General features: G+C 46.7%; 17 protein-coding genes and 1 pseudogene. 17 read left to right on the top strand and 1 reads right to left on the bottom strand.

Translation table 11 applies throughout. From position 1 onward, the window contains the following. The first annotated feature begins 27 nt into the window (after window positions 1-27). The 3 genes and pseudogenes from MKX46_RS04580 (at window position 28) to MKX46_RS04570 (ending at window position 3,047) form a co-directional block, all read left to right on the top strand. A pseudogene (locus tag MKX46_RS04580) lies at window positions 28-1,544 on the top strand (sugar ABC transporter ATP-binding protein). Beyond that, the gene (locus MKX46_RS04575; RefSeq protein ID WP_029517329.1) at window positions 1,541-2,527 is read left to right on the top strand and encodes an ABC transporter permease; all 987 of its coding nucleotides are present in this window, start codon (window positions 1,541-1,543) and stop codon (window positions 2,525-2,527) included. The pseudogene MKX46_RS04580 and the gene MKX46_RS04575 overlap by 4 nt, the downstream one beginning before the upstream one ends. A 247-nt stretch (window positions 2,528-2,774) precedes the next feature. After that, window positions 2,775-3,047, top strand: coding sequence for an HU family DNA-binding protein (locus MKX46_RS04570; protein WP_013310732.1), 273 nt, complete (start codon window positions 2,775-2,777; stop codon window positions 3,045-3,047). A 71-nt stretch (window positions 3,048-3,118) separates the two neighbouring features. On the opposite strand, the gene MKX46_RS04565 is transcribed toward MKX46_RS04570, so the two are convergent. Continuing rightward, the gene (locus tag MKX46_RS04565) at window positions 3,119-3,292 is read right to left on the bottom strand and encodes a hypothetical protein (protein WP_165146994.1); all 174 of its coding nucleotides are present in this window, start codon (window positions 3,290-3,292) and stop codon (window positions 3,119-3,121) included. 156 nt (window positions 3,293-3,448) lie between these two features. Between MKX46_RS04565 and mtrB the strand changes: the two genes are divergently transcribed. From mtrB to trpE, 14 genes are all read left to right on the top strand, one after another. After that, window positions 3,449-3,679: a trp RNA-binding attenuation protein MtrB gene (mtrB, locus tag MKX46_RS04560; protein ID WP_013310730.1), complete on the top strand. Its 231-nt coding sequence runs from the start codon at window positions 3,449-3,451 to the stop codon at window positions 3,677-3,679. A 98-nt stretch (window positions 3,680-3,777) separates the two neighbouring features. Continuing rightward, complete coding sequence (locus tag MKX46_RS04555; protein ID WP_029517330.1) at window positions 3,778-4,329, top strand: hypothetical protein; 552 nt, start codon at window positions 3,778-3,780, stop codon at window positions 4,327-4,329. A gap of 116 nt (window positions 4,330-4,445) precedes the next feature. Next, complete coding sequence (locus MKX46_RS04550) at window positions 4,446-5,315, top strand: heptaprenyl diphosphate synthase component 1 (protein WP_340932492.1); 870 nt, start codon at window positions 4,446-4,448, stop codon at window positions 5,313-5,315. A 9-nt stretch (window positions 5,316-5,324) separates the two neighbouring features. After that, window positions 5,325-6,053, top strand: a complete 729-nt coding sequence (locus MKX46_RS04545) for a demethylmenaquinone methyltransferase (protein WP_039271329.1) — start codon at window positions 5,325-5,327, stop codon at window positions 6,051-6,053. Continuing rightward, window positions 6,046-6,912 (top strand): UbiA-like polyprenyltransferase, encoded by an 867-nt coding sequence (locus tag MKX46_RS04540; RefSeq protein WP_029517333.1) that lies wholly within the window; start codon window positions 6,046-6,048, stop codon window positions 6,910-6,912. The genes MKX46_RS04545 and MKX46_RS04540 overlap by 8 nt, the downstream gene beginning before the upstream one ends. 5 nt (window positions 6,913-6,917) lie before the next feature. Beyond that, window positions 6,918-7,577, top strand: coding sequence for a UbiX family flavin prenyltransferase (locus MKX46_RS04535; protein WP_029517334.1), 660 nt, complete (start codon window positions 6,918-6,920; stop codon window positions 7,575-7,577). Beyond that, window positions 7,534-8,400 carry a menaquinone biosynthetic enzyme MqnA/MqnD family protein gene (locus tag MKX46_RS04530; RefSeq protein ID WP_029517335.1) on the top strand — a complete coding sequence of 289 codons (867 nt, stop codon included), beginning with the start codon at window positions 7,534-7,536 and terminating at the stop codon, window positions 8,398-8,400. The genes MKX46_RS04535 and MKX46_RS04530 overlap by 44 nt, the downstream gene beginning before the upstream one ends. Then, entirely contained in the window at window positions 8,397-9,371 is a 975-nt protein-coding gene (locus tag MKX46_RS04525; protein ID WP_029517336.1) for a polyprenyl synthetase family protein, read from the top strand. The genes MKX46_RS04530 and MKX46_RS04525 overlap by 4 nt, the downstream gene beginning before the upstream one ends. Window positions 9,372-9,481: 110 nt before the next feature. Then, window positions 9,482-9,925, top strand: a complete 444-nt coding sequence (gene ndk, locus MKX46_RS04520; protein ID WP_029517337.1) for a nucleoside-diphosphate kinase — start codon at window positions 9,482-9,484, stop codon at window positions 9,923-9,925. Window positions 9,926-9,955: 30 nt separating this feature from the next. Then, entirely contained in the window at window positions 9,956-10,756 is an 801-nt protein-coding gene (locus MKX46_RS04515) for a CheR family methyltransferase (protein ID WP_023989169.1), read from the top strand. 229 nt (window positions 10,757-10,985) lie between these two features. Further along, window positions 10,986-12,155 (top strand): chorismate synthase, encoded by a 1,170-nt coding sequence (gene aroC, locus MKX46_RS04510; RefSeq protein WP_013310720.1) that lies wholly within the window; start codon window positions 10,986-10,988, stop codon window positions 12,153-12,155. Window position 12,156: 1 nt separating this feature from the next. Next, entirely contained in the window at window positions 12,157-13,251 is a 1,095-nt protein-coding gene (aroB, locus tag MKX46_RS04505; RefSeq protein ID WP_340885731.1) for a 3-dehydroquinate synthase, read from the top strand. A gap of 2 nt (window positions 13,252-13,253) precedes the next feature. Beyond that, window positions 13,254-13,628 (top strand): chorismate mutase, encoded by a 375-nt coding sequence (aroH, locus tag MKX46_RS04500; RefSeq protein ID WP_029517339.1) that lies wholly within the window; start codon window positions 13,254-13,256, stop codon window positions 13,626-13,628. Between the two features lie 502 nt (window positions 13,629-14,130). Continuing rightward, window positions 14,131-15,681 (top strand): anthranilate synthase component I, encoded by a 1,551-nt coding sequence (gene trpE / locus MKX46_RS04495; RefSeq protein WP_029517340.1) that lies wholly within the window; start codon window positions 14,131-14,133, stop codon window positions 15,679-15,681. The last annotated feature ends 11 nt before the right edge of the window (window positions 15,682-15,692 follow it).

The raw sequence follows: 15,692 nt of genomic DNA, 5'->3' as shown, positions 1-15,692 counted from the left end.
TATCATAAGCAGGCGTGAGGGGGCACCATGAGTTCACAAGTATATACATTGGAAATGAAGAAAATTAGCAAACAGTTTGCTGGTGTAGATGCGCTGCGAGCCGTGGATTTTACAGTGCAGGGTGGCGAGATTCACGCTCTGCTGGGCGCCAACGGGGCAGGGAAAAGTACATTGATGAAGATTCTGTCCGGTGCGTATCATTCCGATCAGGGAGCTATCGTAGTTGGTGGCAAGGAACTGAACATTAGTTCACCGTGGGAGGCCAAAAGAGCGGGAATTCACTGTGTGTATCAGGAGGTCGATTCAGCGCTTGTACCACAGTTAACTGTTGCTGAAAATATTGTAATGGACGATTTGTCAGCCCCTGATGGTCGATGGTGGACTGCACCGGTTTCTATGCGCAGACGAGCGCGTGAGGCATTAGCACGTCTGGAGATAGATATTGACGTGCGACGATATGTGCCAGATTGACGTTGGCAGAAAAACAGCTTGTACTTATATCACGCATTCTGACACAGCAAGCCAATGCCATCATTTTTGACGAGCCTACGGCGCCGCTCAGCGAAGAAGAAACGCGACGTTTGTTCCGCACAATCCATACACTCAAGGATGAGGGAGTTGCATGTATCCTCATCACACACCGATTGCCGGAGGTTATCGAACACAGTGACCGTGTTACGGTGATGCGTGATGGTGAGCGCGTGTTCACGGGACCTGCGTCTGATTTAAGTGTAGGCGACATCGTTACGCATATGCTTGGGAAAACATTTGAGGAGGAATTCCCAAAAACAGAGGTACCGATTGGTGAAACGGTATTGGAAGCGAAAGGGCTTCACAAAGGATTACGAGTGCACGGCATTGATGTACAGGTCCGATGTGGTGAAATTCTCTCTATTGTAGGTTTGGTTGGTGCAGGCAAGACAGAGTTGTCACGACTTCTTACAGGAGCAGACAAGCCGGATAAGGGAGAGCTGACCTTTAAAGGTCGCTCCATTCGATTGAGAGAACCAGCGGATGCGGTAGCTCAAGGAATTGTGTCCATACCCGAGGAGCGACGGAAGCAGGGGGTGCTAATTGAGGAGAGTGTGGAAAGAAACCTTAGTCTTCCGCTTTTGGGCAAACTGAGTGTCCTTGGTTTCATCAGTCGGCGTAAAGAACGAAATAACGGTAATGGGATTGTCGCCTCTCTCGGTATTAAGACACCATCGCTCCGTCAGAATGTTAAATATTTAAGTGGCGGGAATCAGCAAAAGGTTGCTATTGGGAAATGGCTGCATTCCGGAGCGGATGTATTTGTTTTTGACGAGCCAACCAAGGGTGTAGATATAGGGGCAAAAAGTGATATTTTTCGTATCATTGGTGAGTTGGCGGAGCAAGGAAAAGCGATCATTTATCTAACCTGTGAATTTGCTGAAGGGATTGGCATTGGTGATCGGATTGCAGTGATGTATGATGGCAAAATTATAAAGGAATTTGCTCGGGGCGAAGTGGAACAGGAACAGCTTCTGTTGTATGCCAGCGGGGGTGAAGAGGTGCATTCATGAAGGAAAAATGGTTAAACGTCTCATTTCGTTACGGTGCCGTAGTTGTCATTATAGGTGTGTTGGCGTTTTTTTCATCTACATTACCTTATTTCTGGACTTATGATAATTTAATGGACATTCTTGGCTCGATTGCCATTGTGACTTTCGTTGCCATTGGTGTGACATTGTCACTTATCGTGGACGGTTTTGACCTGTCGGTGGGAGCTACAGTATCTTTGACAACGGTCGTTGCCGCTTCTTTAATGGTCTGGTATGAGCAGCCTGTTGCGGTGGTCATTATTGTGTCTCTGATTGTCGGCGCTTTGGTAGGACTGTTGAATTCATTATTGATCATTAAACTACGTATTCCTGATTTGCTCGCAACCCTTGCAATCATGTATATTGTAAGCGGGATTCACAAAACGTACGCACAGGGCTATACCATATATAATCATATGCAGTTTCCCGATGGTAGCAAGGCGCCGGGGGAGATATCTCCTGCATTTCTTTTGCTTGGGCAAGGTAAATGGTTGGGTATCCCGATTTCGGTTATTTTACTGTTGCTGGCTGTGGCGGCGGTGCATGTTTTCTTGACTTATACAAAGCATGGGCGTCAAATGTATGTAACGGGTGGAAATAAGGAAGCTGCTCGTCTGTCGGGTATACGGGTAAAAAAAGTCCGTACTCTGGCCTATGTTGCTTCAGGTGTATTTGCGGCGATTGCCGGTATTTTGTATGCCTCGCGCGTAGGCTCAGGCCAAATTGACGCGGGTTCCCCCTTGCTCATGGAAGCGGTAGCTGCAGTATTCGTCGGTTTTTCGGTCTTTGGTGCTGGTAAACCCAATGTCATTGGTACATTTATTGGTGCAGTTTTGATCGGTGTGTTGGTTAATGGACTAACGATGATGAATGTGCAATATTTCGCCCATGATATTGTCAAAGGAGTAGTGCTGGTACTTGCGCTGGCCGTTACTTTTTATGTGTTAAACCGTCGTCGTACTTGAAATTGTCTGTGGACTGTATTACTATAAACCTTGTTCCACGCAAGCAGGGTGCCATAAAACGCCAGTTTCGGCCTATATTGCGGAGGTTAGGTATATTCTATGTATATTTAACGACGAAACGGAAACAGATGATAACATTATGGAAGGCAGTACGCCGCCCGGGTTATTTTATACAGGCGACCTCATATCGGTCATTAACACCGATAACCTAAATGCTGGACTACACTTGAATTGGGAGGTGAATATGTTGAATAAAACGGATTTGATCAATCAGGTTTCTGAAAGCACTGAATTGTCCAAGAAGGACGTAACCAAAGCAATCGATGCAGTATTTGAGGCGATCTCTGGAGCGTTGCAAAGCGGAGATAAAGTGCAACTGGTAGGTTTCGGGAACTTTGAGGTTCGTGAACGTTCCGCACGTAAAGGACGTAACCCGCAAACAGGAGAAGAAATCGAAATCCCTGCGAGCAAAATTCCGGCATTTAAACCGGGTAAAGCGCTTAAAGACGGAATTAAATAAGATTTCTTACATATTCCCAATGCGCTGAAAAGACCGTGAATTTGATTCACGGCCTTTTCTTTTTGTCCTGTTTACTTCGTGGTAGGGGTGCTATGGACTGGAGAAGAGGAAGCTGCCCTGCCGTTTCGCGAGGCATAAGCGATCAGCACTAGGGGTTCACCTGTTAGCTCGGCAAATTCATGCTCCAGCTGTTGAAGCCGTTCGATTTGGGCAGGACTGAGATTGGCGGGAAGGTAGTTTTTCATCAGATCCGTTCCTTTCTTTAATAGATGGGACTGCACGGATAGTATGGCTCGGGACATGCTAATTATTGCAGGAGCACGGGAAGCATGTAGTTGACAAAACAAGCTTGAATCTCCATCATAAAAAGTATAGCTTCGGCTCTCAGGGAGGAAAAGGATATGGAAGATAACGTGACGGGTAGCAGTGAGTACGTCGTAATTAAAGCGAAAAGCAACGGATGTCAGGTTTTTGGTTTGACCAGAGGCCAGGATACACGCTTGCATCATTCAGAAAAATTGGACAAGGGCGAGGTACTGATTGTCCAATTTACGGATCATACTTCTGCTATTAAAATTCGCGGCAAAGCCGTTGTGATGACCAAGCACGGGGTAGTAGATACGGAGGATTAAAATGCAGGCATAGCCTGCTTTTTTTTGTTGTAGAATGAGAGTGAGGACCTTTACCGTAGCAAACCCACATTATGAGGTAGAGGTCAGGGGAGGCTCTGATGAAACCTTGGATTGTATTCGGTGGCTCCATTCTCATAACCATCGCAGCAGCTGTGTTGCTGCCGTCTTTACAAGTGCTGGACTCAGGAACCGCAGCAGTTCGTGAGACACAGGCGACGATTTCGCCTCAGCAACGGGTGCTGCTGTCAGATGACAATCTGGTGGATACGCTGAATGAGCTACCGTTGACTACACCGATTGCAAGCGCAAGCTGGGAACATTCAGTCCTGACCCTGGATGTCAAACTGTCCAAGGAAGAAACTGCCCCGCTAGAGATTTATCAAAACATGGCGGAGATTGCCGCTTTTAGCTTTTACGGAACGACGAATGTGCGGCAATTGCTGCTTCGGGTGGTGACGCAGGACGAATGGTCAGGAGAACGTCATTTGCTGCTTGCATCCGATATACGCCGGAACGAGTGGACGAACGAGGCATTGGAACAGCTGAGAAGCCGGGAAGGCGCGGAATTGCCAGAGGATTTGAAATCCCGTTTCCGCATTACAGTAACGCCCATGTGGCAAAACAGGTTTAACGGTGTATATACAGATTAGATGTTTCTGCCGGTGGACCTACAGTACTTTAGTCGCGAATCATTTTAAATTGTGATATAATATAAGGCATTGCAATTATTTGAGTATAGCAGAAAGTCATGTCTCGGAGGCTTAGGATGAAACCGTATCGCGTACCCCAATTAGCAAGGAAATATGTGGAATACGACATGATTCAACAACATACGGAAATGCCGGCTTTTCCTGACAGCCGTACCCGTTTGATGTTTGTGTTTTTGAACCGGAATGCGCAGGAGCTGCATGCCAGTGAGGACGAACTGTACGCATTGGTAACCTCACTTGTGCAGATGGGGCTGGATACGCATGATATGATTGATACTTTATCCGGTATACGGAGCCCGGAGGAGATGCGTTCCAGACAGCTGAAAGTGTTAGCTGGGGACTATTTTAGCAGTCGTTTTTATCAGCTGCTTGCACTGGCAGGCCGCATTACGGCCATTTCGAAGCTGAGTGATGCTGTATGTGAAGTGAACGCAGGGAAAATGAGTCTGTACTGGGGAATGAAGCAATTCCGCCTGGATGCAACTCAGTATTTAACTCAGATGGTTCGTTTCAAAAAGGAGCTTTTTTTATCATTCACTTCACTTGTAGCAGAACAGGATCAGGAAATTTGGAAGCAGCTTCTCAACAAATTTGCCCTCTGTGATACCTTGGTGGAGGAATGGGGTAAGCGGACAGAACCGGACAAGTCCCGTTTCGGATATATGTTCTGGCATATTTATGGTAACGGGGACCGGAACGAGCAAGCGTTGCTTTCAGAGAGTGGTACTGACACTGAAGCATGGCGTAAGCTTGTTCTGAAATACAAAGCCGAGGATGCGATACTGGACAAGCTTCGCACGGCAGTTACACACATCCGGCAGATCCTGTCAGATGATCAAAATACAGGGATCGAGGAATTTGAACGCATGCTTGAGCCTTTCCTAAAGCTGCTAAATAGTCCGCACCCATTTGTGAGGGAAGGTTAGGTGAACGTGATGGGATCAAGCGACACCAAGCCGAAAGAGCAATTCGTTCATGGCGTGTTTGAAAGCATAGCAGGTAAATACGATTTGATGAACGATATACTGAGCTTTCGCAGACATAAGGCTTGGCGGAAATTTACGATGAAAAAAATGAACATGCGTCGCGGCGATACGGCAATTGATCTTTGCTGTGGTACATGTGACTGGACGCTTGCGATGGCGCGAGCAAGTGAAAGTGGTCACATCGTAGGACTCGATTTTAGTCAGAATATGCTCAATGTTGGCGAGCGTAAAATTATATCAGAATCCCGTGAAAAGCAAATTAAGCTTGTTCAGGGCAACGCGATGGAACTGCCTTTTGAAGATAATTCATTTGATTATGCAACGATTGGTTTCGGTCTGCGCAACGTACCTGATCTGCGCCACGTGTTACAGGAGATGCAACGAGTCGTCAAACCTGGCGGGCAGGTCGTATGTCTAGAATTGTCCAAACCTACTTGGCAGCCGTTCAAGGGAATTTACTACACATATTTTCAACACATCTTGCCCATGCTCGGCAAATTGTTCGCCAAACGTTATGAGCAGTATAAATGGCTCCCTGATTCGTTGGCGCTTTTTCCAGGAAGGGATGAGTTGGCTGGCATCTTCCGTGAAGTCGGATTGAAGGATGTTCAGGCTCATTCTCTCACCGGAGGCATTGCGGCATTGCACATTGGAATCAAGGAGAGTCAGCATGTTTAAGAAAATTGCTATTTTTTTGGAAATGATTAAAATTGAACATACGTTATTTGCGCTCCCATTTGCATTCATGGGGGCTGTATTGGGGTCAGTTGTCGTGACAGGCAACCTTCCCTCGTGGCCGCAGATCGGCTGGATCCTGCTAGCTATGGTTGGCGCACGCAGTGCTGCTTTTGGCTTCAATCGTATGATCGACCGGGTGATTGACGGGAAAAATCCGCGCACAGCAGGACGCGCTATCCCGGCAGGGTTGCTCAAATCAAGCGAAGTGGTAATTTTCATTATCGTCAGTCTGGTGTTGTTATTCTGGGCATCATTCAAGTTAAGTCCGCTGGCGTTCAAGCTGTTCCCGCTGGCCTTTTTTATGCTCGTTTTTTACTCTTACACCAAGCGTTTCACTTGGCTTTGCCATATTGTACTTGGTCTGACCATTGGTTTGGCGCCACTAGGCGCGTGGGTTGCGGTAACGGGACAAATAGATTTGACCGCTATCGTTCTGTATCTCACGATCGCATTTTGGACGGCTGGATTTGATGTTATTTATGCTTGTCAGGATATAGATTTTGACCAAAACGAAGGAGTTTATTCTATTCCTGCCCGTTTTGGTGTAGCAGGTGCATTGAACATCGCTCGGGCATTTCACGTCATTACGGCGATCGGATTTATTGTACTGTTCTTTATTGCAGATTTAAGCTGGTGGTATCTGGCGGGCATGATTATTTCGTACATTATTTTATTTTATGAGCACTATATCGTATCTCCAAAAGATTTGAGTCGTTTGCAGACGGCATTCTTTACTATGAACGGTGTACTTAGCACTGTCGTATTTGCCTTTACACTGATTGATTTGGTGGTGCGTTAATACTAATGAATAATCAGGTGAGCGAACATCAAGGCAAACGAATCGTTATTGGCATTACAGGCGCGAGCGGAAGCATTTATGGTGTGCGACTGGTAGAGACTCTGCTGGACTTGCAATACACAGTTCACCTGATCGTGTCTAATGCTGGCTGGCGGGTGTTGAAAGAGGAGTTGGGCTGGAATGTAACTGACCGGGAAGGGGCTTTGAATGAACAATTCGGAGGCCGTCCCGGTTCTCTTGTATACCATCCGTTCACAGATATTGGAGCTTCGATTGCGAGCGGCTCTTATTTGGTGGATGCGATGATTATCATGCCATGCTCGATGGGGACGTTGTCAGCAGTAGCACACGGTTCGTCCGACAATCTCATGGCGAGGGCAGCGGACGTGATGATGAAGGAAGGTCGTCCGCTGATCCTTGTACCTCGTGAGACGCCTCTACATGCCATTCATTTGGAAAACATGCTTAAGCTTGCGAGACTTGGCGTCAAAATGATTCCGGCCATGCCGGCTTTTTACTTTCATCCGAAGACGCTGGATGATATTGTGCTGTTCCTCGTAGGCAAAGTATTGGACAGCTTGCGTATAGAACATCAACTGTTTACGAGATGGGGGGATTCCGATGCCGACACCGGACACCAAGACAATCACAATCGGAAAAATTAAATATACAAACGCTTGGCCTATTTTTCATTATTTTAATCCTTCTGAGCTTCTCCATTCGGCGGAGATGGTTTCTAAAGTTCCGGCTGAATTGAATCAAGGTATGTTGAATGGGAGTTTGGATATCAGTGCGATGTCCTCCTTTGCGTATGCATCCGGTGCTGAGGAAATGCTACTGTTGCCGGATTTATCCGTCAGTGCAGATGGTCCTGTGCAATCCATTTTACTATTTTCACGCAAGCCGCTGGACGAAATCAAAAACGGAACCATTGCACTAACAAATACCTCTGCTACATCCGTGAATTTGTTGAAAATTTTGATGCAAAAGGCATGGGAAGGTCAGCCTTCCTATTTTGACTGTGAACCGGATCTTGACTTGATGCTGGAACAGGCAGATGCGGGGCTACTGATTGGAGATCACGCGATTAAGGCATCTTGGCGAAACGAAGGTCTGTATGTTACGGACCTCGGAGAAGAGTGGAAGCGCTGGACGGGCTACAGTATGACTTTTGCTGTATGGGCAGTACGACGTGCTGTTGCTGCTCAAAATCCCGCAGCGGTGGCTGAAACTGCGAGTGCGTTCCGCGCAAGCAAGCAGCGTAGTCTGTCGGACTTGACGTCTGTTATTTCTGAAGCATGCGAGGAAATTGGAGGTCTGCGAGATTATTGGGAGCGCTACTTTACTAATCTGTGTTATGATTTTGGAGAGAAGCAACAACAAGGTTTAGAGCTTTACTTTCAGTATGCGCATGAACTGGGGCTGCTTGACCGACGAGTAAAGCCGCTTCTCTGGAGTGACAATACGCTGACACGGGTGAAAGAATGAAACGATTGGATTTGTTCGGTTTATTAAAGAAGGATATGAACTTTATAGAAGAAGAGTTGTACCGCAGTATCGATAGTACGGAGCCGTTGATTAATGATACGTCGCTTCATCTGCTTAAAGCAGGGGGCAAGCGTTTGCGTCCCGTATTTGTATTGCTGGGAGGCAAGTTCGGAGAATATGATCTGGACAAGCTCAAGCGTATAGCGGTACCTCTGGAACTGATTCATTCTGCCTCTCTCGTTCACGACGATGTGATTGACGATGCGGAAATGAGACGCGGTCAACCCACCGTGAAGTCCAAATGGGACAATCGGGTGGCTATGTACACCGGAGACTACATATATGCACGTGCGCTGTCTATTGCTGCTGGATTGCCGAATCCCGACATTCACCGGGTACTGTCTAAAGCGCTGGTGCAGATGTCCATTGGTGAAATGGAACAAATTCGTGATTTTTTTAATGTGGATCAGAGTGTGCGTAATTATTTGCTTCGCATACGGCGCAAAACGGCTTTATTAATTGCGGTTAGTTGCCAGCTGGGAGCTATGGCTGCAGAGGCACAGGAAAGTGTCAATTCCCTGCTGTACAGCTACGGCTATAACGTAGGTATGGCTTTTCAAATTCAGGATGATCTGCTTGATCTGTGCGGAACAGAAAAAAAGATCGGAAAGCCGCCGGGCAGCGATATGAGACAGGGGAATATTACGCTTCCGGTGATTTATGCGCTCGAACAGCCTGAGTTGCGTGCAGATCTACTGGCTGAAATCCGCCGCATTCAGGATGGAGATGGGCTAGGAGACGCACGCAAAGCGGTGGATATAATCAAAAAAAGTGAAGGAATCGCTAAAGCTGAAATTCTCGCCGACCGATATATTAATAAAGCGCTAAACGCGCTGGACTTACTACCAGATGTCAAAACAAAAAAGACGCTACGCGATATTGCTCATTTTGTAACACGCCGCTCCTACTAAAGTTGTGTTTTGGGTTTGCTGTGACAAAATGCTTTAACCAGTTCCAAGCTTTCTGTTACAATACAGTTTAGTACTGTATAAATACATTAGATTGGATTGGGAGTGAGCCGATGGATCGTACTTTTTTGATGGTTAAACCGGATGGTGTACAACGTGGATTGATTGGACGTATCATTAGTCGTCTGGAAGACAAAGGCTTTAAAATGGCGGCTGGCAAGCTTGTACAAGTATCAAGAGAACAGGCAGAACGGCATTATGCGGAGCATGTGGGCAAGCCTTTTTTTGAAGAGCTTGTAGGTTTTATCACATCAGGCCCTGTGTTTGCTATGGTATGGGAAGGGGATAACATCGTTACGCTTTCCCGCTTGTTGATTGGTAAAACACAAGTAACCGAAGCTCTTCCGGGCACAATTCGTGGAGACTTTGCAGCACATACACCGTTTAACCTCATTCATGGTTCAGATTCACCGGAGAGCGCAGAGCGCGAGATTGCAAATTTTTTCATGCCGGAAGAATCCGTTCGGTATGAAAAAAGTGTGGCGACCTGGGTGTAAGTTTAATTACGTATGAAGAAGGATGGTAGCATGACGGATATGGAACTGGGTCAGACGGACCCCGATTACACAGCGTTTATCCGCAAAATCAAGGACAGCACAGGTATTGATCTTGCACAATACAAAGAAGCACAGATGAAAAGGCGGTTAACTACGCTTCGCAACAAAAACGGGTTTCCCAGTTTTGTTTCTTTTTATGATGCCATGATGAAGGAAAAACCTCTATTCTATGAATTTCTGGATCGGATGACGATCAATGTTTCGGAATTTTGGCGTAATCCCAATCGGTGGGAAGTGCTGCGAGATACAATCTTGCCACAACTGCTTGTGGGGAAGCAGAAGCTTAAGCTGTGGAGTGCGGCCTGCTCGACTGGTGAAGAGCCTTATAGCTTGGCTATGGTTCTCGACGGTAAAGGTATTTTGGGGAATTGCTCCATTACGGCTTCCGACATTGATGATGGTGCATTGGCAAAAGCCAAGGAAGGCAAATATTTGGAGCGTTCGCTCAAGGATGTGCCTGAGCAGGTAGCTAGCAAATATTTTAAGCCGGATGGTGCGATGTATCGAATTGATGACCGTTTGAAACAAGCCGTGAAATTTCAAAAGCAAAACTTGCTGCTGGATCGGTTTGAGGATGGCTATGATCTCATTATCTGTCGAAATGTAATGATTTATTTTACAGAAGAGGCCAAACATACGTTGTATCAAAAGTTTGCAGCCAGTCTTCGTCCCGGCGGAGTATTGTTTGTCGGTAGCACAGAGCAAATCTTTTCTCCTAACCAATATGGTCTGGAATCGACGGAAACCTTTTTTTATCGCAAAAAAGCATAAGCCTGCATACATCATCCAAAGTTTTATAGGAACTTATTTATATCTTTGAGTAATTGATGGTTGGCTTATTAGCAAAGCACGTCCTTTAGCCCCTTTGGCTAAGAGGCGTGTTTTTGTTTATCTGCATACACGTGGCTTTTCTTGTCAAAGAAAGGTGCGTATACTATAATGAAGCACAGTTAAAGATTTTAGCGATGCACAGTTTAACAGTTTAAAGGGGGAACGCGTCATGAGTTTACGTTATTTAACCGCGGGGGAAACGCATGGTCCCCAGCTAACTGCCATTGTAGAGGGTATGCCGAGCAATTTAAAATTGGATTTTGAGGAATTGAATTTTCAGCTGCACCGTCGTCAGAAAGGATATGGACGGGGTCGGCGTATGCAGATTGAAAAAGATACGGCGAAGATTGCTGGAGGCGTACGTCACGGATACACCACGGGTGCACCGATTGCGCTGGTTGTGGAAAATAACGATTGGAAGCACTGGCAGAACATTATGAATATTGAACCTATTGAAGGCAGTGATGAAGAAAAGCGTCGGGTTCACCGGCCACGTCCGGGTCATGCGGATTTGAATGGCGGAATGAAATACAACCTGAAGGATCTTCGTAACGTGCTGGAGCGCTCCAGCGCACGTGAAACAGCAATTCGTGTGGCATGCGGCGGTTTGGCTCGTCAATTGCTGGCTGAGTTCGGAATCAAGGTGGCAGGTCAGGTCATTCGTATTGGGGAAATCGAAGCTCCTTACCGCGATTTGCCGATTGATGAGCTGATTGCGGTGACAGAAGCTTCCTCGGTGAGAGTAACCGATCCAGAAACCGAAAAGAAAATGGAAGCATATATTGATCTGATCAAGCAAGAAGGTGATTCAGTCGGTGGGGTAGTGGAATGTATTGTAGAAGGTGTTCCGATTGGTCTGGGCAGTCATGTACAGTATGATCGGAAGCTGGATGCACGTATCGCACAAGGCGTCATGTCGATTAATGCATTTAAAGGCGTGGAAATCGGCATCGGTTTTGAAGCAGGAGAGTTGCGCGGTTCACAGGTGCATGACGAGATTCTATATGATGAGGAACGTGGATATCACCGTCGTACCAATCGTTTGGGTGGTTTTGAGGGGGGCATGACGAATGGAATGCCAGTTGTGGTTCGTGGCGTAATGAAGCCGATCCCCACACTCTACAAGCCTCTGCAAAGCGTCGACATTGATACGAAGGAGGCGTTCACTGCACAGGTTGAGCGTTCGGATGCATGTGCAGTACCTGCGGCTAGCGTAGTTATGGAGCATGTGGTAGCTTGGGAGATTGCAAAAGCTTTGCTAGAAAAATTCGGCGGGGATTCGATTGAAGAGATTCGTGCGAATATTGCATCCTACGAAGAACAATTGGGGCGGTACTAAAATGAGTACGCTGACGGTACAGCTTGGCGAACGTTCTTATCCTATTCATATTGGACGAGGACTGTTATATCGAGCCGGAGAGTTGTTGAAAGAACGAGGAATTGCGCAAAAAAGCCCGTTGTTGATTGTTTCTGACGAAAATGTAGCGGGATTCTACTTGGCAACATTGGAGAGCAATCTTCAGGCATCTGGCTACAAGACAGTGTCCTTTGTCGTTAAGCCAGGTGAAACCTCCAAGTCGCTTGCTGTATTTGAGCAGGTCATAACAGCAGCCATTGAGGGCGGCTTGGATCGCAATTCAGCCGTTATTGCACTTGGGGGTGGTGTCGTGGGTGATTTGGCTGGATTTGTGGCAGCTTCTTATATGAGAGGTGTCAAGTTTGTACAGATCCCCACTACGATTCTGGCCCATGACAGTAGCGTGGGCGGTAAGGTCGGCATCAACCATCCTTTGGCGAAGAATATGATAGGAGCTTTCCATCAACCGGAACTTGTGTTGTATGACGTAGATACGTTGTCTACACTGCCTCCTCGTGAGGTATCTGCGGGGCTTGCTGAAATGATCAAGCACGGCTTGATCTGGGATGCTGATTTCGCCCAGTGGTGCCGTGACCATGCGACTGATTTGCTTGCACTGGATGCGACAGCTCTGGAGTACGGTCTGGAAAAGGGATGTTCCATTAAAGCCGAAGTGGTGTCACGCGATGAACGAGAACATGATTTGCGCGCTATTTTAAACCTAGGTCATACGATTGGTCATGCGATTGAAGCTATTGCGGGATATGGTGAGTTTTTACACGGGGAAGCCATTTCGATTGGAATGGTCGGCTCCGCACTTTTGGGCGTGAAGCTGGGGGCAGATCCTTCTTTGGTAGATGCAACGAAGGATATGTTGTCTTCACTACGGCTACCGACCTCCCTTCCGTCACATCTCGATACAGATCGGCTACTGGACGCGATGATGCATGACAAAAAGTTCAAAGAAGGCAGCATTACTTTTGTCGTCCCACGTAGCATCGGGCACGTGGAGGTTGTGAAGGATATTTCCGTCTCTTACATCCGAAGAGTTATTGAACAGTTAAAAGAGGGGGTGTAACGATGTACAATCGTGGAATTCGTGGCGCGACGACCGTAGCGAATAATGAAGAAAATGAAATTTTGGAAGCAACAAGCCAACTACTGGAGGAAATTGTATCCTACAATGAAATTCAGCCAGAGGATATTAGTAACGTATGGATTACGGTGACTCATGATCTGGATACTGCCTTTCCAGCCAAGGCCATTCGTCAGCTTGATGGCTGGGATATGGTTCCGCTCATGTGTGCATTAGAAGTTCCTGTGGCAGGTAGTTTGCCCAAGTGCATCCGTCTGATGGTACAGGTGAACACTGATAAATCCCAGCGGGAAATTAAACATGTATATTTGAACGGAGCGCAGGCCTTAAGACCGGATCTAGCTTCCCAAGGGAAATAAGTGCCTGTTTTTTAAGTTGATGGTTGCCAAAGTAACATCCCATGAGATATAGTGTGTGTAGCAGAGTTAAGTAGAGTAGAGTTAGCCAGAGACAGAGTTGAGATGAGAAGAGTGCAGCCTTAGCCAATTCCATATGAGATTACAGAGATCGGCGGTAGCGGGTAAGCTTTTGTCTATGAAGAGATATTCTTCTACAGAGAAGCTTATTTGAGGCAACCTGCGCGGTTAAACCAAAGGGATGAGTGTATACTTATCAATTTGCTGTAGTCATTTTACATATGGAGCATTCTTATAATTTCAATAACTGACAGCCTCTACCTTACCGGTAGAGGCTTTTTTACGATTATAGAATTTATAAAATTTTCAGCGGAGCTGAACAATTCTATAATCGCAAGAAAAACTTCCGCTACACGCGGTCTGGCCTCCGTGAAGGTACGTCGATAGACGTTTTTCTTATATTCTCTCCTTTGGTTCTGCGCCAATTTGGAAAGGAAGTGATCTCATGTTAACGCCGCATGTGGAGCAAGTGATAACGATGGCGAGTGAATTTAACCTGATTCCTGTGTACAAAAAAGTGCTGGCTGATATGGAGACGCCGATTCGGATTTTCCGTCGGTATGCCGAGCGGGACCGTGCCTTTCTGCTAGAGAGTGTAGAGGGAGGCGAGCAGTGGGCGCGACATTCGTTCATCGGTACAGACCCGTTTCTAATGGTCTCGGGTAAAAAAGGACGTTTGATATTGGAACAACACGGTAAACGGCAAATATTAAACGACAAGCCGATTGAAGCGCTCAAAGCATTGCTACGTAAATACCGCAGTCCGAAACTGAAAGAAATGCCTCCATTTACAGGCGGGGCTATCGGATTTTTTGGATATGACCTGCTTCAATACTATGAAAAGCTGCCAGAGCACTCGGTAGATGATTTGAATATGGATGATATTCGTTTTATGTTCTGCGATCAAGTCATTGTCTTTGATCATGTGAAACAGCAAATTTTGCTGGTTGGCAATGTTCATGTAGGCGAAGGGTTCCGCGATGAGGATATTCGAGCTGCTTATGCTGATGTGGAACGCAAGTTGGAGGAAACGGCACAGTATCTGCGCAAGCAGCCTCAGCCTGAGCGATTAGGATCGGCCTCCATTCCAGATGATGTGGAACTGGGTGAGATTCAATCCAATGTGACGAAGGAACAGTTTATATCAAACGTAGAGCAGGCGAAGGAGTATATCCGCTCCGGTGATATTTTTCAGGTTGTACTATCCCAGCGTTTTCACATTGATACAGAGGCCTCTCCTTTACAGGTATACCGCGTGCTGCGCACGATGAACCCGTCGCCATATATGTATTATTTGAAAATGGATGACGAGATCATCGTAGGCACTTCGCCTGAGGCACTCGTCAAGGTGGAAAACGGCCGGGTAGAAACCCGTCCTATTGCAGGAACGAGACCGCGTGGGGTAACGGAGACAGAAGATGTGGCACTTGCTGAAGAACTGTTAAACGATGAAAAAGAGCGTGCAGAACATCTGATGCTGGTCGATTTGGGAAGAAATGATTTAGGCCGTGTATCACAGTTTGGCACAGTCAAATGCGATACGTTTATGGAGATTGAACGCTATTCCCATGTCATGCACATTGTTTCCAATGTGTCGGGTGAGCTACGTGAGGACAAAGATTTCTTCGATGCCTTCCTGTCTTGTCTGCCAGCCGGCACCGTATCAGGGGCACCAAAGCTGCGGGCCATGGAGATTATTGCTGAGTTGGAGCGGGAAGCACGTGGACCCTATGCAGGGGCAATTGGATATTTGGGCTTCTCGGGCAATATGGACGCTTGCATTACGATTCGCACGATTGTGTTTAAAAAGAACCGGGCTTATGTCCAGGCAGGCGCTGGAATTGTGTGGGACTCAGTTCCGGAAAGCGAGTATCAGGAGACGGTGAACAAAGCAAAGGCATTGCTGAAGGCAATCCGCACGGCAGAAGTGATGTTCCCGGCAACGACACAGCCCTATAACAGCGTCATCAACCAGGATTATTTGTACACTCCGTAACACGCAAAAAT

The organism is Paenibacillus sp. FSL P4-0113, from assembly GCF_038009305.1.
GTDB lineage: Bacteria > Bacillota > Bacilli > Paenibacillales > Paenibacillaceae > Paenibacillus > Paenibacillus polymyxa_D.
This window is presented reverse-complemented; position numbering and strand designations above follow the sequence as displayed.

Bases quoted from the DNA above. Each gene is read 5' to 3' on its own strand.
- MKX46_RS04575 (WP_029517329.1), top strand. From the start codon at position 1,541: ATGAAGGAAAAATGGTTAAACGTCTCATTTCGTTACGGTGCCGTAGTT.
- MKX46_RS04565 (WP_165146994.1), bottom strand. From the start codon at position 3,292: ATGAAAAACTACCTTCCCGCCAATCTCAGTCCTGCCCAAATCGAACGG.
- mtrB (WP_013310730.1), top strand. From the start codon at position 3,449: ATGGAAGATAACGTGACGGGTAGCAGTGAGTACGTCGTAATTAAAGCG.
- MKX46_RS04555 (WP_029517330.1), top strand. From the start codon at position 3,778: ATGAAACCTTGGATTGTATTCGGTGGCTCCATTCTCATAACCATCGCA.
- MKX46_RS04550 (WP_340932492.1), top strand. From the start codon at position 4,446: ATGAAACCGTATCGCGTACCCCAATTAGCAAGGAAATATGTGGAATAC.
- MKX46_RS04545 (WP_039271329.1), top strand. From the start codon at position 5,325: ATGGGATCAAGCGACACCAAGCCGAAAGAGCAATTCGTTCATGGCGTG.
- MKX46_RS04540 (WP_029517333.1), top strand. From the start codon at position 6,046: ATGTTTAAGAAAATTGCTATTTTTTTGGAAATGATTAAAATTGAACAT.
- MKX46_RS04535 (WP_029517334.1), top strand. From the start codon at position 6,918: ATGAATAATCAGGTGAGCGAACATCAAGGCAAACGAATCGTTATTGGC.
- MKX46_RS04530 (WP_029517335.1), top strand. From the start codon at position 7,534: ATGCCGACACCGGACACCAAGACAATCACAATCGGAAAAATTAAATAT.
- MKX46_RS04525 (WP_029517336.1), top strand. From the start codon at position 8,397: ATGAAACGATTGGATTTGTTCGGTTTATTAAAGAAGGATATGAACTTT.
- ndk (WP_029517337.1), top strand. From the start codon at position 9,482: ATGGATCGTACTTTTTTGATGGTTAAACCGGATGGTGTACAACGTGGA.
- MKX46_RS04515 (WP_023989169.1), top strand. From the start codon at position 9,956: ATGACGGATATGGAACTGGGTCAGACGGACCCCGATTACACAGCGTTT.
- aroC (WP_013310720.1), top strand. From the start codon at position 10,986: ATGAGTTTACGTTATTTAACCGCGGGGGAAACGCATGGTCCCCAGCTA.
- aroB (WP_340885731.1), top strand. From the start codon at position 12,157: ATGAGTACGCTGACGGTACAGCTTGGCGAACGTTCTTATCCTATTCAT.
- aroH (WP_029517339.1), top strand. From the start codon at position 13,254: ATGTACAATCGTGGAATTCGTGGCGCGACGACCGTAGCGAATAATGAA.
- trpE (WP_029517340.1), top strand. From the start codon at position 14,131: ATGTTAACGCCGCATGTGGAGCAAGTGATAACGATGGCGAGTGAATTT.